Source organism: Pseudomonas sp. MDT1-85 (genome assembly GCF_054898065.1).
Map to the genome: position 1 here is coordinate 2,189,926 of NZ_CM142715.1, position 21,034 is coordinate 2,210,959.

Annotated in this window: 23 protein-coding genes and 1 riboswitch; of the genes, 19 read left to right on the forward strand and 4 right to left on the reverse strand. The window is 60.8% G+C overall.

Annotation, left to right across the window (positions count from 1 at the left end; translation table 11 throughout):
• The gene (gene purN, locus ACYZT2_RS09925; RefSeq protein ID WP_461971720.1) at positions 1 to 651 is read right to left on the reverse strand and encodes a phosphoribosylglycinamide formyltransferase; all 651 of its coding nucleotides are present in this window, start codon (positions 649 to 651) and stop codon (positions 1 to 3) included.
• A complete protein-coding gene (purM, locus tag ACYZT2_RS09930) occupies positions 651 to 1,709 on the reverse strand; it encodes a phosphoribosylformylglycinamidine cyclo-ligase (protein WP_461971722.1) in 1,059 nt (352 codons plus the stop codon). The genes purN and purM overlap by 1 nt, the downstream gene beginning before the upstream one ends.
• 390 nt (positions 1,710 to 2,099) lie before the next feature.
• Between purM and ACYZT2_RS09935 the strand changes: the two genes are divergently transcribed.
• The 5 genes from ACYZT2_RS09935 (at position 2,100) to ACYZT2_RS09955 (ending at position 6,779) form a co-directional block, all read left to right on the forward strand.
• The gene (locus tag ACYZT2_RS09935) at positions 2,100 to 3,158 is read left to right on the forward strand and encodes a DUF2066 domain-containing protein (protein WP_461971724.1); all 1,059 of its coding nucleotides are present in this window, start codon (positions 2,100 to 2,102) and stop codon (positions 3,156 to 3,158) included.
• Between the two features lie 30 nt (positions 3,159 to 3,188).
• Positions 3,189 to 4,262: an AI-2E family transporter gene (locus tag ACYZT2_RS09940; protein ID WP_253548925.1), complete on the forward strand. Its 1,074-nt coding sequence runs from the start codon at positions 3,189 to 3,191 to the stop codon at positions 4,260 to 4,262.
• A gap of 230 nt (positions 4,263 to 4,492) precedes the next feature.
• Positions 4,493 to 5,197: a DnaA regulatory inactivator Hda gene (gene hda / locus ACYZT2_RS09945; protein WP_038979708.1), complete on the forward strand. Its 705-nt coding sequence runs from the start codon at positions 4,493 to 4,495 to the stop codon at positions 5,195 to 5,197.
• A gap of 229 nt (positions 5,198 to 5,426) precedes the next feature.
• Complete coding sequence (locus tag ACYZT2_RS09950; RefSeq protein WP_461971727.1) at positions 5,427 to 6,077, forward strand: C40 family peptidase; 651 nt, start codon at positions 5,427 to 5,429, stop codon at positions 6,075 to 6,077.
• A 165-nt stretch (positions 6,078 to 6,242) separates the two neighbouring features.
• A complete protein-coding gene (locus ACYZT2_RS09955) occupies positions 6,243 to 6,779 on the forward strand; it encodes a C40 family peptidase (protein ID WP_461971729.1) in 537 nt (178 codons plus the stop codon).
• Between the two features lie 151 nt (positions 6,780 to 6,930).
• On the opposite strand, the gene ACYZT2_RS09960 is transcribed toward ACYZT2_RS09955, so the two are convergent.
• A complete protein-coding gene (locus ACYZT2_RS09960) occupies positions 6,931 to 8,244 on the reverse strand; it encodes a PQQ-dependent sugar dehydrogenase (RefSeq protein ID WP_461971731.1) in 1,314 nt (437 codons plus the stop codon).
• 68 nt (positions 8,245 to 8,312) lie between these two features.
• Positions 8,313 to 8,897: a hypothetical protein gene (locus ACYZT2_RS09965; RefSeq protein ID WP_461971733.1), complete on the reverse strand. Its 585-nt coding sequence runs from the start codon at positions 8,895 to 8,897 to the stop codon at positions 8,313 to 8,315.
• A gap of 155 nt (positions 8,898 to 9,052) precedes the next feature.
• A riboswitch (cobalamin riboswitch) is annotated at positions 9,053 to 9,287 on the forward strand.
• Between the two features lie 81 nt (positions 9,288 to 9,368).
• On the opposite strand from ACYZT2_RS09965, the gene cobO reads away from it, so the two are divergent.
• The 14 genes from cobO to ACYZT2_RS10035 all read left to right on the forward strand — a co-directional run bounded on the left by cobO (position 9,369) and on the right by ACYZT2_RS10035 (position 20,957).
• On the forward strand, positions 9,369 to 9,980 hold the full coding sequence (gene cobO / locus ACYZT2_RS09970) for a cob(I)yrinic acid a,c-diamide adenosyltransferase (protein WP_008071512.1): 612 nt from the start codon (positions 9,369 to 9,371) through the stop codon (positions 9,978 to 9,980).
• A 10-nt stretch (positions 9,981 to 9,990) separates the two neighbouring features.
• The gene (locus tag ACYZT2_RS09975; protein ID WP_461971735.1) at positions 9,991 to 11,391 is read left to right on the forward strand and encodes a cobyrinate a,c-diamide synthase; all 1,401 of its coding nucleotides are present in this window, start codon (positions 9,991 to 9,993) and stop codon (positions 11,389 to 11,391) included.
• Positions 11,388 to 12,038 (forward strand): 5,6-dimethylbenzimidazole synthase, encoded by a 651-nt coding sequence (bluB, locus tag ACYZT2_RS09980; RefSeq protein WP_461971737.1) that lies wholly within the window; start codon positions 11,388 to 11,390, stop codon positions 12,036 to 12,038. The genes ACYZT2_RS09975 and bluB overlap by 4 nt, the downstream gene beginning before the upstream one ends.
• Positions 12,035 to 12,943, forward strand: coding sequence for an adenosylcobinamide-phosphate synthase CbiB (cbiB, locus tag ACYZT2_RS09985; protein ID WP_461971739.1), 909 nt, complete (start codon positions 12,035 to 12,037; stop codon positions 12,941 to 12,943). Before bluB ends, cbiB begins: the two co-directional genes overlap by 4 nt.
• Positions 12,936 to 13,928, forward strand: a complete 993-nt coding sequence (gene cobD, locus ACYZT2_RS09990) for a threonine-phosphate decarboxylase CobD (RefSeq protein WP_461971741.1) — start codon at positions 12,936 to 12,938, stop codon at positions 13,926 to 13,928. Before cbiB ends, cobD begins: the two co-directional genes overlap by 8 nt.
• Before the next feature lie 8 nt (positions 13,929 to 13,936).
• The gene (locus tag ACYZT2_RS09995) at positions 13,937 to 15,397 is read left to right on the forward strand and encodes a cobyric acid synthase (RefSeq protein ID WP_461973058.1); all 1,461 of its coding nucleotides are present in this window, start codon (positions 13,937 to 13,939) and stop codon (positions 15,395 to 15,397) included.
• Between the two features lie 134 nt (positions 15,398 to 15,531).
• A complete protein-coding gene (cobU, locus tag ACYZT2_RS10000) occupies positions 15,532 to 16,065 on the forward strand; it encodes a bifunctional adenosylcobinamide kinase/adenosylcobinamide-phosphate guanylyltransferase (protein ID WP_461971743.1) in 534 nt (177 codons plus the stop codon).
• A complete protein-coding gene (cobT, locus tag ACYZT2_RS10005; RefSeq protein ID WP_461971745.1) occupies positions 16,062 to 17,117 on the forward strand; it encodes a nicotinate-nucleotide--dimethylbenzimidazole phosphoribosyltransferase in 1,056 nt (351 codons plus the stop codon). The genes cobU and cobT overlap by 4 nt, the downstream gene beginning before the upstream one ends.
• Entirely contained in the window at positions 17,114 to 17,689 is a 576-nt protein-coding gene (cobC, locus tag ACYZT2_RS10010) for an alpha-ribazole phosphatase family protein (protein ID WP_461971747.1), read from the forward strand. The genes cobT and cobC overlap by 4 nt, the downstream gene beginning before the upstream one ends.
• Before the next feature lie 2 nt (positions 17,690 to 17,691).
• Positions 17,692 to 18,426: an adenosylcobinamide-GDP ribazoletransferase gene (locus ACYZT2_RS10015; RefSeq protein WP_461971749.1), complete on the forward strand. Its 735-nt coding sequence runs from the start codon at positions 17,692 to 17,694 to the stop codon at positions 18,424 to 18,426.
• Positions 18,427 to 18,565: 139 nt separating this feature from the next.
• Positions 18,566 to 18,970 (forward strand): MarR family winged helix-turn-helix transcriptional regulator, encoded by a 405-nt coding sequence (locus ACYZT2_RS10020; RefSeq protein WP_461971751.1) that lies wholly within the window; start codon positions 18,566 to 18,568, stop codon positions 18,968 to 18,970.
• 52 nt (positions 18,971 to 19,022) lie between these two features.
• Entirely contained in the window at positions 19,023 to 20,231 is a 1,209-nt protein-coding gene (locus ACYZT2_RS10025; protein WP_461971753.1) for an MFS transporter, read from the forward strand.
• The gene (locus ACYZT2_RS10030; protein WP_461971755.1) at positions 20,228 to 20,350 is read left to right on the forward strand and encodes a hypothetical protein; all 123 of its coding nucleotides are present in this window, start codon (positions 20,228 to 20,230) and stop codon (positions 20,348 to 20,350) included. Before ACYZT2_RS10025 ends, ACYZT2_RS10030 begins: the two co-directional genes overlap by 4 nt.
• A 55-nt stretch (positions 20,351 to 20,405) precedes the next feature.
• Positions 20,406 to 20,957 carry a glutathione peroxidase gene (locus ACYZT2_RS10035; protein WP_461971757.1) on the forward strand — a complete coding sequence of 184 codons (552 nt, stop codon included), beginning with the start codon at positions 20,406 to 20,408 and terminating at the stop codon, positions 20,955 to 20,957.
• Positions 20,958 to 21,034 lie beyond the last annotated feature (77 nt).

Here is a 21,034-nt window from a genome sequence, read left to right on the forward strand (position 1 = left end):
CTAGGTTCGAATCAAGTGGCCGCTGGCCGCGAGTAACTGTCCGTCCAGTAAAGCACCTTGTTCACCGAGTGTTAAACGACCTTCAGCAAACCAGCGTACGGCCATCGGGTAGATCAGGTGTTCCTGGGTATGGACTCGCTGCGCCAGACTCTGCGGCGAATCGTGCAACTCTACCGGTATTACTGCCTGTACGACCAGTGGTCCGCCATCGAGTTCCTCGGTGACGAAGTGCACGGAACAGCCGTGTTCAGTGTCGCCGGCCTCCAGCGCGCGCTGATGAGTGTGTAACCCTTTGTATTTGGGCAGCAGCGAGGGGTGGATATTAAGCAGGCGACCCTGATAGTGGCGCACGAAGTCAGCGCTGAGAATGCGCATGAAGCCGGCCAGTACCACGAGTTTGGGGTTGAAGGCGTCGATCAGTTCGATCAGCGCGGCATCGAAGGCCTCGCGACCTTCGAAAGCCTTGTGATCCAGGGTGCGGGTGTCGATACCCGCGTCCCTGGCGCGTTGCAGGCCGTAGGCGTCGGCGCGGTTGGAGATCACCGCAGCGATGCGAACCGGGCTGTCGCCGGTCCGCGTGCTGTCGATCAATGCCTGCAAGTTACTGCCGGTGCCGGACAACAGCACCACCACATCACAGGTCTTGGGCATCAGTGAGCCTTGAGGTTCTTCAGTTCAACCTGGGCCGCGCCTTCGGCAGCGGTGGAGATCTGACCGATGACCCAAGGCTGCTCGCCGGCTTCACGCAGGACGTTCAGCGCGGTCTCAACGTGCTCCTGGCTAACGCAGATGACCATGCCGACGCCGCAGTTCAGTACGCGGTGCATTTCGTTTTCGTCGACGTTGCCTTTCTCTTGCAGCCAGTCGAACACGGCAGGACGAGTCCAGCTTGCAACGTCAACCACCGCTTGTGCGCCTTTTGGCAGAACGCGCGGGATGTTGTCCAGCAGGCCACCACCGGTGATGTGGGCCATGGCTTTGACGGCGCCGGTTTCTTTGATCAGCTTGAGCAGCGGCTTCACATAGATGCGGGTCGGGGCCATCAGCAGGTCGGTCAGCGGTTTGCCGTCGAGCTGGATGTTTTCGATGTCTGCACCGGACACTTCGATGATCTTGCGGATCAGCGAGTAGCCATTGGAGTGCGGGCCGGAAGACGGCAGGGCGAGCAGGGCATCGCCGGCAGCGACTTTGGAACCGTCGATGATTTCGGACTTTTCCACGACGCCGACGCAGAAGCCGGCCAGGTCGTAGTCTTCGCCTTCGTACATGCCAGGCATTTCAGCGGTTTCGCCGCCGACCAGGGAGCAGCCGGACAGTTCACAGCCAGCGCCGATGCCGGTCACGACCTGGGTCGCGGTTTCGACGTTCAGTTTGCCGGTGGCGTAGTAGTCGAGGAAGAACAGCGGCTCGGCGCCGCAGACCACCAGGTCGTTCACGCACATGGCGACCAGGTCGATGCCGATGCTGTCGTGCTTGTTCAGGTTCAGCGCCAGGCGCAGTTTGGTGCCGACGCCGTCAGTGCCCGAGACCAGTACCGGTTGCTTGTAACCGGCCGGGATTTCGCAGAGGGCGCCGAAACCGCCCAGGCCGCCCATGACTTCCGGGCGCGCAGTGCGCTTGGCGACGCTCTTGATGCGTTCGACCAATGCTTCACCGGCGTCGATGTCTACACCGGCGTCCTTGTAGCTCAGGGAGGGTTGCTTGCTCATGATCCAGGCCTTTAGGGGGGATTCAGGGGTAACGACCGAGTCCAGTGGGGCCACTGAAGCTGGCGAAGGGCAATTGCCGTACGCGAATTTCAGGGCGCCCGGCTGTTGCCGGTCTGCGAAGGCGCGCGATTTTATCAGGCTTGAGGGGCACCGGCCATCCTCGTGCCGACGGGCAGAGGCATATCGCGTTAAAAAAACCGATATTGCTCGTATTGGTGGCGTCCCGCATGGCTGTATAAGGTATCGACGCTAACCGTCTATCGTTATGTCAATGCGAAAACTTAACGTGATCGTGTGAATGTTTTGCTTGAGCGTGTGGTCACAGCCTAGCTCAATCGTCTTCATGTTCATGCGGTTTGTTCCAGCCGCTCTTGTCGTCAGGAATCTTTTATGCGTTTTCTTAAATGCTTGTTCGTGGGCTGTTTATCCGTGGTCAGCCTGACCAGCCATGCCGAAACCGTCAAAGGCCTCTATCAAGTGCGCGAGCCTGTCAGCAGCCAGACGCCGGAGGAGCGTGACCAGGCGACTCAGCGGGCGCTGGATACGTTGGTGTTGCGCCTCACCGGCGACCCCAAGGCTGCGCAGAGCCCGGGTCTGGCGGTCGTGCGCAAAGACCCCCAGCAAATCATCAGTCAGTTCGGTTATGACGCCGGGCCACCGCAAGTGCTGAAAGTCGATTTCGATCCGGCCACCACCGAGCAGGCCTTGCGGCGAGCCGGGTTGGCCGTGTGGGGCGCCAACCGGCCATCGATTCTCAGTTGGTGGTTGAACGACTCCACCGAAGGTTCGAGCCTGGTCGGCGATGGTCAGGCCAGCGCTACACCACTGCGTCGAGCGGCGCAACATCGTGGGCTGCCGCTGCGTTTGCCACTGGCGGACCTGAATGAGCAGATTGTCGCCACTGCGCCGAATCTGGAAAGTGCAGACCCGGCACCGCTGCGAGGTGCATCCGACCGTTACAATGCCGACGCTTTGCTGGCGGTGCATGCCCGTGAAGAGGGAGGTCAATGGCAAGCCAAGTGGCGTTTGTGGTTGGGCGATCAGAAAGAAGCCGGTAGCGTGCAGGGCGCCGATACCGCCGCGTTGGCCGATGCGGTGATGCTGGCGGTCAGCCAACGCCTGGCGCCGCGTTTTGCCGCTAAGCCGGGCGCATCGAGCGAGCAATTGCTGGAAGTGCAGGGAATGAGCCTGGAGCGTTATGCGACGCTCGGGCGTTTGCTGGAGCCTTTTGGCGCGCGTCTGCTGAGTGTCGATGGCGACCGCGTGCTTTATCGGGTCAACGGCAGCGCCGATCAGTTGCGCGCGCAGTTGTCTTTGGCCAAGTTGCAGGAAATTCCGGCCGGTGAGGCGCCGGCCCCCGTGGCGCCTGTTCAACCCGTGGTTGCTGGCTCGACACCGGCCGTAGCGCCAGCCCCGGCACCGACGCCGCAGTTACGTTTTCGCTGGTAGTTTTTCTTTATATAGAAGCAGGAGTGGTACATGGCCGATACACGGCGTTGGTTCTGGCTCGGTGGGGTGGTCCTGCTTTGCGCATTTGTTTACCTGTTGCACCCGATCCTGACGCCGTTCCTGGTGGCGCTGTTGCTGGCCTATCTGTTCGACCCGCTGGTGGATCGGCTGGAAAAGTACGGTCTGTCACGGACCTGGGGCGTGGTGGCGGTGTTCGCCTTGTTCACATTGATCGTCACCGCGTTGTTGTTGGTGTTGGTGCCGATGCTCGCCAAGCAGTTGTTCCGTTTGTATGAGCTGACGCCGCAGATGCTCGACTGGTTGCAGCACACTGCCGTGCCGTGGGCGCAATCGAAGATGGGGTTGTCAGACGGCTTCTGGAAGTTCGACAAGCTCAAGGCAGCGTTCAGCGAGCACATGGGCCAGACCACCGATGTGGTCGGCGTGGTACTGAGTCAGGCGACGGCTTCAGGCCTTGCATTGATCGGTTTGCTGGCCAATCTGGTGTTGATCCCTGTGGTGAGTTTTTATCTGCTGCGCGACTGGGACCTGATGATGGCCAAGATCCGCAGTCTGCTGCCCCGTGATCGTGAAGAGCGCGTCATGTCTCTGGCGGGAGAGTGCCATGAAGTGCTTGGAGCGTTCGTGCGCGGTCAGTTGCTGGTGATGCTGGCGCTGGGCGTGATCTACGCCGCAGGCTTGATGATCGTCGGGCTGGAGCTGGGGCTGTTGATCGGTCTGATTGCCGGTCTGGCGGCGATCGTGCCGTACATGGGATTCGTCATCGGGATTGGTGCGGCATTGATTGCCGGTCTGTTCCAGTTCGGTGGCGATCTGTATCCCATGATCGGTATTGTCGCGGTGTTCATGGTCGGTCAGGCGCTGGAAGGTATGGTGCTGACGCCGTTACTGGTGGGCGACCGGATCGGCCTGCACCCGGTGGCGGTGATTTTCGCGATCCTGGCCGGCGGCGAGCTATTTGGTTTTACCGGCGTGCTGCTGGCGTTGCCGGTGGCGGCGGTGATCATGGTCCTGGTGCGTCATATACATGATTTGTATAAGGATTCGGATATCTACGGCGGTGTCGACGAATCCACGCTGTAAGGGTTTTGATCGCTCATGGCGGACAGCCTGGTTTCGTGCCAGGTTTGCCCGTATCCCCTCGTACGGCTGTCACATGCGCCGCCAAAGAAACTGTCATAAAACCGGGGTGTTAACGCAAACCTTTGATTTTGCTTGTGGTCTGTCGCATTGTGCGGTCAGCCTCACGGGTATAAACTTCGCAAACTTTACACAGAGGCCACTAACGGTTCCTTTGGAACTGTTCAGTCAGCATGAAACCGATTCAGCTGCCCCTAGGTGTGCGTCTGCGTGATGACGCTACCTTTATCAATTACTACCCAGGCGCCAATGCCGCTGCACTCGGCTATGTCGAGCGGCTCTGCGAAGCCGACGCCGGCTGGACGGAAAGCCTGATTTACCTCTGGGGCAAGGACGGGGTAGGGCGCACGCATTTGTTGCAGGCGGCGTGTCTGCGCTTCGAACAACTGGGGGAGCGTGCGGTGTACCTGCCGTTGGCCGAGTTGCTGGACCGCGGCATCGAAATCCTCGATAACCTCGAACAATACGAACTGGTCTGCCTGGACGATTTGCAGGCGGTCGCCGGCAAGGCGGATTGGGAAGAGGCGTTGTTCCATCTGTTCAATCGTCTGCGTGACAGCGGCCGGCGTCTGCTGATCGCCGCGTCGACATCCCCGCGTGAACTGCCGGTGAAGCTGGCGGATCTCAAGTCGCGGCTGACGCTGGCACTCATTTTCCAGATGCGCCCACTCTCTGACGAAGACAAATTGCGTGCCTTGCAGTTGCGCGCATCCCGTCGTGGCCTGCACCTGACCGACGAGGTCGGGCATTTTATTCTGACCCGTGGCACCCGCAGCATGAGCGCGCTTTTCGAGCTGCTTGAACGCCTCGATCAGGCCTCCCTTCAAGCTCAGCGCAAGCTGACAATCCCGTTCCTGAAAGAAACCCTTGGTTGGTAAAAAAAACCTGGATCAGACTCAGGTTTTACAAGGGTTTCGGCATATTTAAGGCGTCAAAAAATCCGCTTTCCTGCAAGAGGGCAGGCTGCGCAAAGGTTCAAAATGGGCTTAAGCGCTTAGATGTAAACGAGAAACCGATAAGTCACATAAAGATCGATTGAATTTGCAAATGAGGTTGATAGCGGGCATAGTCGCGGCTTCTTCAAAACTATCAGCCACGGTCGTGCCCATGCTAAATCGCTTCGCACCCCTCGTGCCTCTCGCACTCGTCACCCTGTTGTTTGGTTGCGCTGCTCACTCTCCAGTGTCCCAGCAAGAGCCTAAACAGCAGGTTTCAAATTCAGTTACCGCGCAGTCTTCCGTTCTTTTCCAGGAAACTCTTTACCAGGACGGCATGGCTACCGATAAAGAACTGGCGGACTTCGCCGGCGGCAAGTCGTACCAGCTTCCGGTTCTCGCCGACAGCATCCTCGAACGTGGCATGTCCCTGATCGGTACCCGTTACCGTTTCGGCGGCACCTCCGAGGCAGGTTTTGACTGCAGTGGCTTCATCGGTTATCTGTTCCGTGAAGAAGCCGGCATGAACCTGCCGCGCTCCACCCGCGAAATGATCAACGTTGACGCTCCTCTGGTTGCTCGCAGCGCCCTCAAGCCGGGTGACCTGCTGTTCTTCGCCACCAATGGTCGTCGCGGTCGAGTCAGTCACGCCGGGATCTACCTGGGTGACAACCAGTTCATCCACTCCAGCAGCCGCAAAAGCGGTGGTGTCCGGATCGATAGCCTGGGCGACAGCTACTGGAGCAAGACCTTCATCGAAGCCAAGCGCGCACTCGCGATGGCGCCCGCTGCGGCCCCGGCTATCATCACGGCACGCAAGTAAGCGGACAGTTTGTAAGGCGAACTTAAAGTCTTACTTGAAGTTTGCCGCGTAGCCGCTAGAATCCTGATCTATTATTGATGGCAAACCGCCTGCGTTCTGCGCAGGCGGTTTTCTTTTCTGCCTTCTCGGTGGAAAAAGCCGCAGCCAGATCAGGATGTTCTGTTTATGACGATGTCGGCCCGCCTCGCATTCATGTTCTTCGCAGCGCTGCTCAGCGCCTGCGCCAGTCGCACACCGCCACCTGCGCCGGTGGTTCGCGCTCCCATTGTTTTTGGTCCTTCCCAAGCGTTTTCCCCTGCGGCAGAAGACGTGCTGTTTCGCGCGCTGGGTCTGGTGGGAACGCCTTATCGCTGGGGCGGCAACACACCGGATTCCGGGTTCGATTGCAGCGGTCTGATCGGTTATGTGTATCGCGATGTCGCAGGCATTTCCTTGCCGCGCTCCACCCGCGAGATGATCGGCATGCAGGCCCCCAATATCGGCAAGGAAGGCCTGCAAACCGGTGACCTGATTTTCTTCGCCACCAATGGCGGCTCCCAGGTCAGCCACGCCGGGATCTATGTCGGCGAAGGCCGCTTCGTCCACGCGCCAGCCACGGGCGGCACGGTCAAGCTGGACAGCCTGTCCAAAGCTTACTGGCAGAAAGCCTATCTGAGCGCCAAGCGCATCTTGCAACCTGAGCACTTGGCACATAATCCATAGCGGATGTTGTCATGACCGCTCGATTGAAGGATGACGCTGCGCAGAAAACTGTAGGAGCGAGGCTTGCCCGCGAAGACGGCAGCACAGTCAACATTGATATCGACTGACACACCGCTTTCGCGGGCAAGCCTCGCTCCTACAGTCGAACTAATTACTTGGCCGCGGTCACGCGCCACACCTTGTTCCCCACATCATCCGCCACCAGCAGGCTGCCCTGCTGATCGATCACCACGCCCACCGGCCGGCCCATGGCTTTTTCCTCGTCATTGAGGAAACCGGTGAGCACATCCACCGGCTGCCCAGTCGGTTTGCCGGCGCTGAACGGTACGAAAATCACTTTATAGCCACTGTGCGGCTTGCGGTTCCACGAGCCATGCTGGCCGATGAATGCGCCTTGAGTGAACGGAGCGGGCAACTTGCTGCCTTCGGCGAAGGTCAGTCCGAGTGACGCGGTATGTGGCCCCACGGCGTAGTCTGGCGCAATGGCCTTGGCCACCAGATCAGGGTGTTGCGGCTCGACGCGAACATCGACGTGCTGGCCGTAATAGCTGTAAGGCCAGCCGTAGAACCCGCCGTCCTTCACTGACGTGATGTAGTCCGGCACCAGGTCGCTGCCTATTTCGTCGCGCTCGTTGACGGCGGTCCACAGTGCGCCGCTCTGAGGTTCCCAGGCCAGACCGTTTGGATTGCGAATCCCCGAGGCGAAAATCCGATGGTTGCCGGTGGCCCGGTCCACTTCCCAGATTGCCGCGCGTCCTTCCTCCTGATCCATGCCGTTTTCACCGACGTTGCTGTTCGAGCCCACAGTGACGTACAGCTTGCTGCCATCCTTGCTGGCGATGACGTTTTTGGTCCAGTGATGATTCAGCGTGCCACCCGGCAGATCGACCACCTTGATCGGCTGCGACTTGATTGCCGTCTCGCCGTTTTCGTAGTGAAAACGCAGCAGGCGATCAGTGTCGGCGACGTACAGGTCATTGCCAACCAGGGTCATGCCGAAGGGCGAGTTGAGGTTTTCCAGGAATACCGTGCGGGTTTCGGCGACGCCGTCGTGGTCCTTGTCCCGCAGGAGAGTGATGCGGTTCGGGCTAGGGACGCCAGCACCGGCACGGCCCATGACTTTGCCCATCACCCAGCCGCGAATGCCTGTGCCGTCATCGGGTTTGGGCGGCGCGTTGGTTTCGGCTACCAGCACATCGCCGTTGGGCAGCACGTAAAGCCAGCGCGGGTGCTCGAGGCCTTCGGCAAACGCCGCCACTTGAGTCCCTGCCGCGGCGACAGGTTTCTTGCCTTCAGGCCAGCCGATCGCCGGGGCGATGTTCACCGTCGGAATCAGGGTTTTATTGGGTTCTGGCAGTTTGGGCGAGGGGCCTGTGCCATCCGAGACTTGCAGGCTGGAGGTTTCACCACAGGCGGCGAGCCCTCCGGCGAGCGCGATGATGAAAACGAGCTGGGGTTTGCGCATTACTGATCTTCCCTATGAATGCATTGACGTAATCATAGAGAAGCGTAGATGCTCGATGGTTCAACCTGTCAGCCGCGGGCTTCCTTGAGCAGAATAGCGATGCCCGGATGGTAGTTGCCGGCTTCGTTACGCAACTTGCGGTAGGCGTAAGGGAAATACCAGGCCACGGCGCAGGTGTGTTCCTTTTGCAGGTCGTCGACCATGTCCTGGAGTTCTTCCGGGGTGGCGCTGTGCTGGGCTTTTTGCGGCGCAACAAACAGGCAGCCGAGTTTCAGATCGCTGGCGTAGCTGATTCGCTTCGCGTCACTGGTGATGTCCGCCAGTGCCGGAGTCAGGTTCAGGCTGTTGACCCGCGGCCAGCGCTGGGTGGCCTGGAGATACGCGCGTTCTTCGCTGCTGGCGATAAACAGATCGGCGCGGGCGTTGCGTTCACCTTCTTCGATCTGTTTGCGCGTCGACGTTTGTGGCAGCGTGACCATTTCTGCCATCCAGGCCGCGGCGGAGAGCAGGCCGAGGTTGGCTTTTTCGTCGTACCAATAAGGTGTGTCGTTATCGCCGCGCACAGCGTTGTAGCGGTCGATACAGTCAAACCAGCGTTCCAGCACCGGTCGCAGGAATTCCAGCTTCGGATTGCTGATGATCATGCCTTGCATGTGGCTCACCCTTGTTATTGTGTTGTCAGGTTGTGGCTCTTTGATATCACTGCTGGACAGTGTGGCACAAGATTGGCGTCAGTTAATTGATCGGCGGCAGATATTCGCTCAGCGGCGCCCAGGCTTTAATTGACGCTCCACCCCCAACCCTCTAACCTTCGCGGCTTGTTTCAGGTGCTCTGTGACCTTGGTCGACAGAGTGAAACAGGGAAGCCGGTGAGTGAATTTCTTCCAGCGAAGAAGAATCACGATCCCGGCGCTGCCCCCGCAACGGTAAATGAGTGAAGACTGCGCCTTGAGCCACTGTGTCGATTGTCGACATGGGAAGGCGCGCAGTTGGCCTTGGCGCCGCTCATGAGCCCGGAGACCGGCCTGATTCATCCAACGGCATCACGGTGGGCGATGCCAGGCTTTTTGCCGTCTATTCTTGTGCCTGCCCGCCGTTATCCAGCCTCAACGGAGAGCTCCCCCATGACTGATACCCCCGATCGTGACGAACGCCATCTGGCGCGCATGCTGCGCAAAAAAGCCGTGATCGACGAACGCATCGCCAACTCGCCGAATGAATGCGGTTTGCTGCTGGTGCTCTCCGGCAACGGCAAAGGCAAGAGCAGCTCGGCGTTCGGCATGCTCGCGCGGTCCATGGGCCACGGCATGCAGTGCGGCGTGGTGCAGTTCATCAAGGGTCGCACCAGCACCGGCGAGGAGCTGTTCTTCCGGCGCTTCCCGGAGCAGGTGCGTTTTCATGTGATGGGCGAGGGCTTCACCTGGGAAACCCAGGACCGCCAGCGCGATATCGCCGCCGCCGAAGCCGCCTGGGCGGTGTCCCGCGAATTGTTGCGTGATCCGGCCATTGGCCTCGTGGTGCTCGATGAATTGAACATCGCCCTCAAGCACGGCTACCTCGATCTCGATCAGGTGCTCAGCGACTTGCAGGCCCGTCCGCCGATGCAGCACGTGGTGGTCACCGGTCGTGGCGCCAAACCAGAGATGATCGAGCTGGCCGACACCGTCACTGAAATGGGCATGATCAAGCACGCCTTCCAGGCAGGAATCAAAGCGCAGAAAGGCGTCGAGTTGTGAACTGCATTTTATGAATAGCCATCGTCAATGCCCGGCGGTACTGATCGCCGCGCCGGCCTCCGGTCAGGGCAAGACCACCGTCACCGCCGCGCTCGCCCGTTTGCATCGCAATCAGGGGCGCAAGGTTCGCGTGTTCAAATGCGGCCCGGACTTTCTCGACCCGATGATTCTCGAGCGCGCCAGCGGCGCACCGGTCTATCAACTCGACATGTGGATGGTCGGTGAGCAGGAAAGTCGGCGTCTATTGTGGGAGGCCGCAGGCGAAGCCGATCTGATCCTCATCGAAGGCGTCATGGGGCTGTTCGACGGTACGCCGTCCAGCGCCGATCTGGCGCGGCACTTTGGTGTGCCGGTGCTCGGCGTGATCGACGGCACCGCCATGGCGCAGACGTTTGGCGCGCTGGCCCTGGGCCTTGCACGTTATCAGACGGACTTGCCGTTTGCCGGTGTGCTGGCCAACCGGGTCGGCACCGTGCGGCATGCGCAGTTGCTCGAAGGCAGCCTGACTGAAGGCTTGCGCTGGTACGGTGCGTTGTCCCGGGAGACCGGGATCGAATTGCCAAGTCGACATCTCGGCCTGGTTCAGGCCAGCGAGCTGAATGACCTCGACCTGCGTCTCGATGCGGCGGCCGATTCACTGGCCAGCAGTTGCGACGTGGCTCTACCGCCGGCCGTGGAATTCGCCGCGCCTGAAATGATCGCAGCCGAACCGTTGCTGGCCGGTGTGCGGATTGCCGTGGCCCGGGACGAAGCTTTCGCGTTTACCTACGGCGCGAGTCTGGATCTGTTGCGGGCCATGGGCGCCGAATTGTCTTTCTTCTCGCCGATCCGCGACACCGAATTGCCGGAGGCAGACAGCCTCTATCTGCCGGGCGGTTACCCCGAATTGCACCATGTGGCGTTGTCACAAAACACGCCGATGCTGACCGCGATCCGTGCTCACCACGCAGCGGGCAAACCGTTGCTGGCCGAGTGTGGCGGCATGCTGTATCTGCTGGATTCGTTGACCGATGTCGAAGGCACTCGCGCTGAACTGGTCGGCTTGCTGGCCGGGGATGCGGTGATGCAGAAGCGTCTTGCCGCGTTGGCCTTGCAGGCGGTCGAACTGCCGGAAGGTTTGCTGCGTGGGCATACGTATCACCACTCGTTGACCAGCACTGAACTTGAGCCAATTGCTCGAGGTTTGAGTCCCAATGGCGGGCGAGGGGCGGAGGCGGTTTATCGCGAGGGGCGGATGACGGCCTCTTATGTGCATTTTTATTTTCCGTCCAATCCATCGGCGATTGCAGCGCTGTTTGTGCCTGATCGTGAGACCGCCATCGCGAGCAGGCTCGCTCCCACAGTTGACCGCGTTTTGTCAGGCAGCACTCCATCTAATGTGGGAGCGGGCTTGCTCGCGAAGAGGCCATGACGGACAACGCATTTTCCGAAGCCGAACGCGCAGCCGTTTACCGAGCCATCGCCGAACGTCGCGACATGCGGCATTTCAGCGGCGGCACGGTCGAACCCGAGTTACTTCGTCGTCTGCTTGAAGCCGCGCACCAAGCGCCGAGTGTCGGCCTGATGCAGCCCTGGCGTTTCATCCGCATCAGCGATCGGGCACTGCGCGGCAAGATCCAGCACCTGGTGGAAGAAGAACGCATCCGCACCGCCGAAGCCCTCGGCGAGCGCTCCGACGAATTCATGAAGCTCAAGGTCGAGGGCATCAACGACTGCGCCGAGGTGCTGGTCGCCGCGCTGATGGACGATCGCGAGCGGCATATTTTCGGCCGTCGTACGCTGCCGGAAATGGACATGGCCTCGCTGTCCTGCGCCATCCAGAACCTTTGGCTGGCATCCCGCGCCGAAGGCCTGGGCATGGGCTGGGTGTCGCTGTTCGAGCCGCAAGCGCTGGCGGATTTGCTGGGTTTGCCGGCCGGGGCCAAGCCTTTGGCCATTCTTTGTCTGGGGCCGGTCAAGGAATTCTATCCGGCGCCGATGCTGGTACTCGAAGGCTGGGCGCAGGCGCGTCCACTCAGCGAGTTGCTGTATGAAAATTATTGGGGAGTGAGTCAATGAGTGTGGCGTTGTTGAGTGTCGCCGCGGTCGCGCTGGATGCGCTGCTGGGTGAACCCAAACGCTGGCATCCGCTGGTGGCGTTCGGCCGTTTTGCCGAGCGCATCGAGCAACGTTTCAATGGTGAAGGTCGTGGCTGGCGCAGCCATGGCGTGACTGCCTGGGTGATCGCGGTGTTGCCGTTGACCCTGTTGGCCACGGCGTTTTCCTGGGCCCCCTACGTCGGCTGGATCGTCGAGATTCTTGTGCTCTATTGCGCCCTCGGCATGCGCAGCCTCGGTGAACACGTCGAGCCGGTGGCCAAGGCGCTGCGCAGCGATGATCTGGACGAGGCGCGCAAACGCGTCGGCTATCTGGTCAGCCGTCAGACCAGCGAACTGGATGAAACCGAAGTCGCCCGCGCCGCCACCGAATCGGTGCTGGAGAACGGCAGCGACGCGGTGTTCGCCGCACTGTTCTGGTTTGCCGTGGCGGGTGCGCCCGGCGTGGTGCTCTATCGCCTGAGCAACACCCTCGATGCGATGTGGGGTTACCGCAACGAACGCTTCGAACGTTTCGGTTGGGCCGCGGCAAAGATCGACGACGTCCTCAACTATATTCCTGCACGCCTGGTGGCGCTGACCTACGCGCTGCTGGGCAAAACCCGACTGGCATTTAAGTGCTGGCGTACCCAAGGCCCGACCTGGGACAGCCCGAATGCCGGGCCAGTGATGGCGGCCGGTGCCGGTGCGCTGGGTGTCGAGTTGGGCGGGGCGGCGATTTATCACGGTGAACTGCATCAGCGTCCGCCATTGGGCGAAGGCGTGCCGGCGGATGCCGATTCCATCGACCGTGGCTGGCAATTGGTCCAGCGCGGGGTATGGTTATGGCTGCTGATTCTCTGCGTGGGGGCTGAATTCTATGCTTGAGCACGGTGGCCGCTTGCGCAAGGCGGCGCTTGAATATGGCATTGCCGAAGCCGATTGGCTCGACCTGTCCAGTGGCCTGGCGCCTTGGCCATTCCCGGTCCCGGACATCCCGCTGCGGGCTTGGGCGCGGTTACCGGAAACCGATGACGGTCTGGAGCAGGCTGCCTGCGACTATTACGGTGCGGCCCAAGTGTTGCCGGTGGCCGGGTCGCAAATGGCGATCCAGTTGCTGCCGCGTTTGCGTCGGGCCGGCAAGGTCGGCGTGTTGTCGCCGTGTTACGCCGAACACGCCGAAGCCTGGCGTCGCAACGGTTACATCGTGCGAGAAGTGCTGGAGTCGGAAGTCGATTTCTTTCTCGACAGCCTCGACGTGCTGGTGGTGGTCAACCCGAACAATCCCACGGGGTTGAGTCTGACTCCGGCTCGTCTGCTGGACTGGCATTCTCGGCTTGCTCAGCGCGGTGGCTGGCTGGTGGTGGACGAGGCGTTCATGGATAACACCCCGCATTTGAGTCTGGCGCCGTTTGCCAATCAGATCGGTTTGATCGTGCTGCGCTCCTTCGGCAAATTCTTCGGCCTGGCCGGTGTGCGACTGGGGTTTGTGCTGGCCGAGCGCAAGTTACTCAAGCTGCTGGCCGAACAGGTCGGGCCTTGGGCGGTCAGCGGTCCGACCCGAGTGCTGGGCCAGGCGTGCCTGACGGATACAGACGGGCACACTCGACAGCGCATTCGTACTGACGAGGCCGGCGAGCGGCTGGCGTTTCTGCTTGAGCAGTACGGTTTCAAACCTCAGGGCGGCTGCGCGTTGTTCCAATGGCTGATCACCGAGCACGCCGAAGCGCTACATGAATTCATGGCCCGACGCGGCATTCTGCTGCGATTGTTCACCCACACCAGCAGCCTGCGGTTTGGCTTGCCCGCCGATGAAGCGGATTGGCTGCGTCTCGAGCAAGCGCTTGAAGCCTACGTTAAGGAAGCGCAATGACTACGGTGATGGTGCAAGGCGCGACTTTGATGGTGCAAGGCACTACGTCCGACGCCGGTAAAAGCACGCTGGTGACGGCGCTATGTCGCTGGGTCACGCGCCAGGGCGTGAGCGTCGTGCCATTCAAACCGCAGAACATGGCCCTCAATAGCGCGGTAACCGCCGACGGTGGCGAGATTGGTCGCGCTCAAGCGGTGCAGGCCCAAGCTGCCAACCTCGAACCGCATACCGACATGAACCCGGTGCTGCTCAAACCCAATAGCGATACCGGCGCCCAAGTGATCATTCATGGTCGAGCGGTCACCACCATGAATGCGGTCGCCTATCACGACTACAAAGCCATCGCCATGCAAGCGGTGCTGGCCTCTCATGAACGCTTGAGCGCGGCGTATCCGGTGGTGATGGTCGAAGGGGCGGGCTCGCCGGCAGAGATCAACCTGCGCGCCGGTGACATCGCCAACATGGGGTTTGCCGAGGCGGTGGACTGCCCGGTGGTGTTGATCGCCGACATCAATCGCGGCGGAGTTTTCGCGCATTTGGTCGGCACGCTGGAGCTGCTGTCGCCCAGCGAACAGGCCCGGGTCAAAGGCTTCATCATCAACCGTTTTCGTGGCGACATCGCCTTGCTGCAACCGGGGCTGGATTGGCTGGAGGCGCGCACCGGCAAACCGGTGATCGGCGTTTTGCCGTATGTGATGGACCTGCATCTTGAGGCCGAGGACGGTATCGATCAGCGTCAGACCGACAAGGCCGATCAAGTGCTCAACGTGGTGGTGCCGGTACTGCCGCGCATCAGCAACCACACCGATTTCGACCCACTGCGCCTGCATCCGCAAGTCGACTTGCAATTCATCGGCCCCGGTCAGGCGATTCCACCGGCCGACCTGATCATTCTTCCCGGCTCGAAAAGTGTGCGCAGCGACCTTGCGTATCTGCGGGCCAACGGTTGGGACACGGCCATCTCGCGGCACTTGCGCTACGGCGGAAAAGTGCTGGGGATCTGCGGCGGTCTGCAAATGCTCGGCGAGCACGTGCACGACCCGCTGGGCCTCGAAGGCGCGCCGGGTTCCAGTGCCGGTTTGGGCTTGCTGGCGTTCGAAACGCAGCTCGAAGAAGAGAAGCAGTTGCGCAATGTGCGTGGGCGTCTGACGTTGGAGGACGCAAAGGTCAGCGGCTATGAAATTCATGCCGGCGTGACCACCGGGCCGGCGCTGGAAAACCCCGCCGTGCAGCTGGACGATGGTCGCTACGATGGCGCGCAAAGTGTCGATGGGCAGATTTTCGGCACGTACCTGCATGGCCTGTTCGAGTCGCCGGCGGCGTGCAGTGCGCTGTTGCGCTGGGCCGGGTTGCAGGATGTGCAGGAAGTCGATTACCACGGGTTGCGCGAACGCGATATCGAACGGCTGGCGGATCTGGTGGAGAAGCATTTGGATACCGGGTTGTTGCGTGAGCTCTGTGGGATTTGAGGTGATTTTGAGGGCGCCTTCGCGGGCAAGTCTCGCTCCTACGTTGAAGAGTTCGCGAACGCGCCAAACCCTGTAGGAGCGAGGCTTGCCCGCGAAGAGGCCCGCCCCGACACCGCACATCTAAGGAATAAACCATGCTGCAACTGATCCTCGGCGGCGCCCGCTCCGGCAAAAGTCGCCTGGCTGAAAAACTGGCGACAGACAGTCAGCTCCCAGTCATTTACATCGCCACCTACATCGCCACCAGCCAACCCCTGGACGGTGAAATGAACGAACGGGTGGCCCATCATCGCGCCCGCCGTCCGGCCGAATGGGCATTGATCGAAGAACCGCTGGAACTCGCCCGCGTGCTACGCGAAAACGCCAGTGCCGATCGTTGCTTGCTGGTGGATTGCCTGACGCTGTGGCTGACCAATCTACTGATGCTCGATAACGCCGAGCGTCTCTCGACCGAACGCGAAGCCCTATTGGACTGCCTGGCATCATTGCCGGGTGAAATCATTTTTGTCAGCAATGAGACCGGCATGGGTGTCGTGCCGTTGGGCGAATTGACTCGCCGCTATGTCGATGAAGCCGGTTGGCTGCATCAAGCTTTGGCCGAGCGCTGTCAGCGAGTCGTCCTGACCGTCGCCGGCCTGCCCCTGACTTTGAAAGGAACTGCGTTATGACTCACTCCTGGTGGCTGAACCCGTGCAAGCCAATCGACGCGCAAGCGGTCGAACAGGCGCAGGCGCGTCAACAGCAACTGACCAAGCCCGCCGGCTCTCTCGGCCAGCTCGAATCGGTGGCGGTGCAATTGGCCGGGTTGCAGGGGCAGGTCAAACCGACGCTCGATCAGCTGTGGATCGCGATTTTTGCCGGTGACCATGGTGTGGTCGCCGAAGGCGTGTCGGCGTTTCCGCAGGAAGTCACCGGGCAGATGCTGCACAACTTTGTCAGCGGCGGCGCGGCGATCAGCGTGTTGGCGCGGCAGTTGGGCGCTTCCCTGGAAGTGGTCGACCTCGGCACCGTCACGCCGTCGTTGAATCTGCCGGGTGTGCGTCACCTGAATATCGGCCCGGGCACGGCGAATTTCGTCCAGGGGCCGGCGATGACTCAGGCCCAAGGTGAACTCGCCTTGCAGGCCGGCCGCGACAGTGTGCAACGCGCCATCGCAAGCGGCGCGCAGTTGTTCATCGGTGGCGAAATGGGCATCGGCAACACCACCGCGGCCAGCGCGTTGGCCTGTGCATTACTCGATTGCCCGGTGGTACATTTGGCCGGGCCGGGCACCGGTTTGAACGCGGCGGGTGTCAGCCATAAAGCCCAAGTTATTGAACGCGCCTTGGCGTTGCATGGCGCTCAGCGGGGCGATGCACTGCAGCCCTTGTTCAACCTCGGCGGTTTCGAAATTGCTGCGCTGGTCGGCGCGTACCTGGCCTGTGCTCAGGAAGGTGTCGCGGTGTTGGTTGACGGGTTTATTTGCAGTGTCGCTGCGTTGGTGGCGGTACGTTTGAATCCGGCCTGCCGTGAGTGGTTGCTGTTCGGTCATCGTGGCGCCGAGCCGGGTCATCGCCATGTGCTCGAAACCCTGAACGCCGAACCGTTGCTGGACCTCGGCCTGCGACTGGGCGAGGGCAGCGGTGCGGCATTGGCCGTGCCATTGCTGCGTCTGGCCTGCGACCTGCACGGGCAGATGGCGACGTTCGCCGAAGCGGCAGTGGCGGATCGCCCGGCATGACCTTGCGCCTGGACCTGTTGCGCCATGGCGAAACCGAACTGGGCGGCGGTTTGCGCGGCAGCCTCGACGATGCGCTGACCGGCAAGGGCTGGGAGCAGATGCGCGCCGCGGTGATCGAGCAGGGGCCCTGGGATCGACTGGTCAGTTCGCCGTTGCAGCGTTGCGCACGCTTTGCGCAAGAGCTTGGGGCTCAACTGGGTTTGCCGGTGCAGCTGGAAAAGGATCTGCAAGAACTGCACTTCGGCGCCTGGGAAGGGCAGAGCGCGGCGGCGCTGATGGAAACCAGCGCCGAGGCGTTGGGCTTGTTCTGGGCCGATCCCTATTCATTCACGCCGCCAGACGGTGAGCCGGTGGCGGACTTTGCTGCGCGAGTGTTGGCGGCCATTGAACGGCTGCACGCAGCCTATGCGGGTGAGCGAATCTTGCTGATCAGCCATGGTGGCGTCATGCGTTTGTTGCTGGCTCAAGCGCGCGGACTGCCGCGTGAGCAGTTGCTCAACATTGAAGTCGGCCATGGCGCGTTGTTCTCGTTGTCGGTGGAGTCCGGCATCTTGTTAAGGGAAGCGATCTGACCATGTTGCCGTTCTGGATCGCCCTGCAATTTTTGAGCAGCCTGCCAATTCGCCTGCCGGGCATGCCGACGCCCGAGGAGCTGGGTCGGTCGCTGTTGTTTTATCCGCTGATCGGTTTGCTGTTCGGCGTGATTCTGTGGGGGCTGAACTGGCTGTTGCTGGGCACGCCATTATTGCTTCACGCCGCACTGCTGCTGAGTGTTTGGGTCGTGCTCAGCGGCGCGCTGCATCTGGATGGCCTGGCCGATAGCGCCGATGCATGGCTCGGGGGGTACGGCGACCGTGAGCGCACCCTGACCATTATGAAAGACCCGCGCAGCGGGCCGATCGCCGTGGTGACGCTGGTGCTGGTATTGCTGCTCAAGTTCGCCGCATTGCTGGCGTTGATCGAGCAGCAGTACAGCGTGGTTCTGATCATCGTTCCACTGATTAGCCGCAGCGCGTTACTGGGGTTATTCCTCACCACGTCTTACGTGCGTCCCGGTGGATTGGGGCAGGCGCTGGCCGATCATCTGCCGCGTTTGGCCGGTCAGCAGGTGTTGGCGGTCAGTGCGGTTGTTTGCATGCTGATAACTGGCCTCAGCGGCGTATGGGCGCTTGTGTTGGCGACGGTGCTGTTTGTCTGGTTGCGGCACGTGATGGTGCGGCGATTGGGCGGGACGACGGGTGATACGGCGGGGGCGTTGCTGGAATTGCTGGAAGTGTCAGTGCTGGTGGGGCTCGCATTGATCCTGTAGGGGCGAGGCTTGCCCGCGAAGGGGGCACCGCGATTCATCAGGCAGACCGCGTTATCGTTCTTCGCGGGCAAGCCGCGCTCCTACGGTAATATGTATCAAAAAATTTGCTTTCATTTAACCGCGGGTATATACACGCACTATGCTTCCTTCCCAATGTTTGTGTACCAATCTGCGTCGCGCCGCTCGTGGCGTCAGCAGGCATTACGACGGCGCCCTCGACGGCTTCGGGATCAACGTTGCCCAGTATTCTCTGCTGTGCAATCTGCAGCGTCTGGATCAGCCGAGCATCTCGTCTCTGGCCGAAGCCATGGGCCTGGATCGCAGCACTCTGGGGCGCAATCTGCGGGTGCTGGAGGGCGAAGGCCTGGTGACGCTGGTCGAGGGCGAGGACATGCGCAATCGCATCGTCCTGCTCACCGAGTCAGGTCGCGAGCGTCTGGCAGCGGCCTTGCCGGCATGGGAAGCGGCACAGCAGCGGTTGATCGACCGTCTGGGTGCCGAGAAGCGTGAAATCTTGCTGAAACTGCTGGACGAACTGGCTTGAGGCCAGTTTGTTCGATCTTAAGCGGGTATATACCCGCTACCGGAGAACAAGAATGACATCGATGTGGCGTACATGCGGTTGGGTTCTGTTGGGAAGTGCGCTGATTCTGGCGTTGTCCCTGGGTGTGCGCCACGGCTTCGGGCTGTTTCTGGCGCCCATGAGTGCCGAGTTCGGCTGGGGCCGAGAAGTGTTTGCCTTCGCCATTGCCTTGCAGAACCTGATCTGGGGCCTGGCGCAGCCGTTCACCGGCGCACTGGCCGACCGCTTTGGCGCTGCGAAGGTGGTGCTGATCGGGGGTGTTCTGTACGCCCTGGGTCTGGTGTTCATGGGACTGTCCGATTCGGCTGTAACCTTGTCTTTGAGCGCCGGGCTGTTGATCGGCATCGGCCTGTCCGGCACCTCGTTCTCGGTGATCCTCGGCGTGGTCGGCCGTGCCGTGCCACCAGAAAAACGCAGCATGGGCATGGGTATAGCCAGTGCCGCCGGTTCTTTCGGTCAATTCGCCATGTTGCCCGGCACGCTGGGGCTGATCGGCTGGCTTGGCTGGTCCGCGGCATTGCTGGTGTTGGGCCTGGTGGTTGCGTTGATCGTGCCGCTGGTGAGCATGCTCAAGGACAAACCGCTGCCGGTTCTCGGACACGAGCAAACCCTCTCTGAAGCGTTGCGCGAAGCCTGTTCCCATTCAGGATTCTGGCTGTTGGCGTTCGGTTTTTTTGTCTGCGGTTTTCAGGTGGTGTTTATCGGCGTGCACTTGCCGGCCTATCTGGTGGATCAACACTTGCCAGCCTCCGTCGGCACCACGGTGCTGGCGCTGATTGGGCTTTTCAATATCTTCGGTACCTATACGGCGGGCTGGCTTGGCGGGCGGATGTCCAAACCGCGTTTGCTCACTGGGCTGTATCTGTTGCGGGCGGTGGTGATTATGCTGTTCCTCTGGGCGCCGGTCACTCAGGTCACGGCTTATCTATTCGGCATGGCCATGGGCTTTCTCTGGTTGTCGACGGTGCCCTTGACCAACGGCACGGTGGCGACCTTGTTCGGTGTAAGAAATTTGTCCATGCTCGGTGGGATCGTTTTCCTCTTCCACCAACTCGGCTCGTTCCTCGGCGGCTGGTTGGGTGGGGTGGTGTATGACCGAACCGGGAGTTATGACTTGATCTGGCAGATGGCGATTCTCTTGAGTCTGGTGGCCGCAGCCCTTAACTGGCCCGTGCGCGAGCAGCCGGTGGCGCGTCTGCAAACCCGGATGAGTGCCGCATGAACAGTCTCTGGCCGCGGATGGCTGCTATCGTCGTCGGCATATTGCTGCTGGCCCTGGCATGGTGGGGCTGGCATCAGAGTGGCCTGGCATTGATGCAGTTGGGCATGGGTGCTTGCTAGCGAGCGGCGAAGGCGAGTAATTTCGTTTTCTGACGATTGCTCAAGGGTGTCCGACATGCTGATGCGCTGGCTTGCAGTTCCCGCGTTGTTGATGGTTTTTACCGGGTTGGCCCAAGCGGCAGAATGCCCGGAATTGTTACAAGGCTCATTGCCCAAGCTGCGTGCCAAGGAATCCATCGATCTGTGCCAGCGCTTCGCCGGCAAGCCGCTGGTGGTGGTCAATACCGCGAGCTTCTGTGGCTTCGCTCCGCAGTTCAAAGGCCTTGAGGCGCTGTATCAGCGTTACAAAGATCAAGGGCTTGAGGTAGTCGGTGTTCCGTCCAATGACTTCAAGCAAGAATCCAAAGATGGAGCAGAGACTGCCAAGGTCTGTTACGTGAACTACGGCGTGACCTTCACCATGACCGAACCGCAGAAAGTCCGCGGCAATGACGCAACGCATTTGTTCAAGGTTCTCTCTGAACAAAGCAGTTCGCCGAAGTGGAATTTCTACAAGTACGTGGTCGACCGCCAGGGCAAGGTGATCGCCAATTTCTCCAGCCTGACCAAGCCGGATAATCCGGAGTTCATCGAGGCGGTGGAGAAAGCCCTGGCTTCGAAACCCTGATCGATGCGCACTAAAAAGCCCCGCCTCTGTATAAGAGCGTGGGGCTTTTTCAATTCAGGCGGCGAGGGAGTCAAGCC

Coding starts and splice junctions, on each gene's coding strand:
- ACYZT2_RS09960 (WP_461971731.1), bottom strand. CDS start 8,244: ATGCGCAAACCCCAGCTCGTTTTCATCATCGCGCTCGCCGGAGGGCTC.
- ACYZT2_RS09955 (WP_461971729.1), top strand. CDS start 6,243: ATGACGATGTCGGCCCGCCTCGCATTCATGTTCTTCGCAGCGCTGCTC.
- cobT (WP_461971745.1), top strand. CDS start 16,062: ATGACTCACTCCTGGTGGCTGAACCCGTGCAAGCCAATCGACGCGCAA.
- bluB (WP_461971737.1), top strand. CDS start 11,388: ATGACGGACAACGCATTTTCCGAAGCCGAACGCGCAGCCGTTTACCGA.
- ACYZT2_RS09940 (WP_253548925.1), top strand. CDS start 3,189: ATGGCCGATACACGGCGTTGGTTCTGGCTCGGTGGGGTGGTCCTGCTT.
- hda (WP_038979708.1), top strand. CDS start 4,493: ATGAAACCGATTCAGCTGCCCCTAGGTGTGCGTCTGCGTGATGACGCT.
- cobD (WP_461971741.1), top strand. CDS start 12,936: ATGCTTGAGCACGGTGGCCGCTTGCGCAAGGCGGCGCTTGAATATGGC.
- ACYZT2_RS09995 (WP_461973058.1), top strand. CDS start 13,937: ATGGTGCAAGGCGCGACTTTGATGGTGCAAGGCACTACGTCCGACGCC.
- ACYZT2_RS10015 (WP_461971749.1), top strand. CDS start 17,692: ATGTTGCCGTTCTGGATCGCCCTGCAATTTTTGAGCAGCCTGCCAATT.
- ACYZT2_RS10035 (WP_461971757.1), top strand. CDS start 20,406: ATGCTGATGCGCTGGCTTGCAGTTCCCGCGTTGTTGATGGTTTTTACC.
- ACYZT2_RS09965 (WP_461971733.1), bottom strand. CDS start 8,897: ATGCAAGGCATGATCATCAGCAATCCGAAGCTGGAATTCCTGCGACCG.
- cobC (WP_461971747.1), top strand. CDS start 17,114: ATGACCTTGCGCCTGGACCTGTTGCGCCATGGCGAAACCGAACTGGGC.
- cobO (WP_008071512.1), top strand. CDS start 9,369: ATGACTGATACCCCCGATCGTGACGAACGCCATCTGGCGCGCATGCTG.
- ACYZT2_RS09975 (WP_461971735.1), top strand. CDS start 9,991: ATGAATAGCCATCGTCAATGCCCGGCGGTACTGATCGCCGCGCCGGCC.
- purM (WP_461971722.1), bottom strand. CDS start 1,709: ATGAGCAAGCAACCCTCCCTGAGCTACAAGGACGCCGGTGTAGACATC.
- ACYZT2_RS10025 (WP_461971753.1), top strand. CDS start 19,023: ATGACATCGATGTGGCGTACATGCGGTTGGGTTCTGTTGGGAAGTGCG.
- cobU (WP_461971743.1), top strand. CDS start 15,532: ATGCTGCAACTGATCCTCGGCGGCGCCCGCTCCGGCAAAAGTCGCCTG.
- cbiB (WP_461971739.1), top strand. CDS start 12,035: ATGAGTGTGGCGTTGTTGAGTGTCGCCGCGGTCGCGCTGGATGCGCTG.
- ACYZT2_RS10020 (WP_461971751.1), top strand. CDS start 18,566: ATGCTTCCTTCCCAATGTTTGTGTACCAATCTGCGTCGCGCCGCTCGT.
- ACYZT2_RS09950 (WP_461971727.1), top strand. CDS start 5,427: ATGCTAAATCGCTTCGCACCCCTCGTGCCTCTCGCACTCGTCACCCTG.
- purN (WP_461971720.1), bottom strand. CDS start 651: ATGCCCAAGACCTGTGATGTGGTGGTGCTGTTGTCCGGCACCGGCAGT.
- ACYZT2_RS09935 (WP_461971724.1), top strand. CDS start 2,100: ATGCGTTTTCTTAAATGCTTGTTCGTGGGCTGTTTATCCGTGGTCAGC.
- ACYZT2_RS10030 (WP_461971755.1), top strand. CDS start 20,228: ATGAACAGTCTCTGGCCGCGGATGGCTGCTATCGTCGTCGGCATATTG.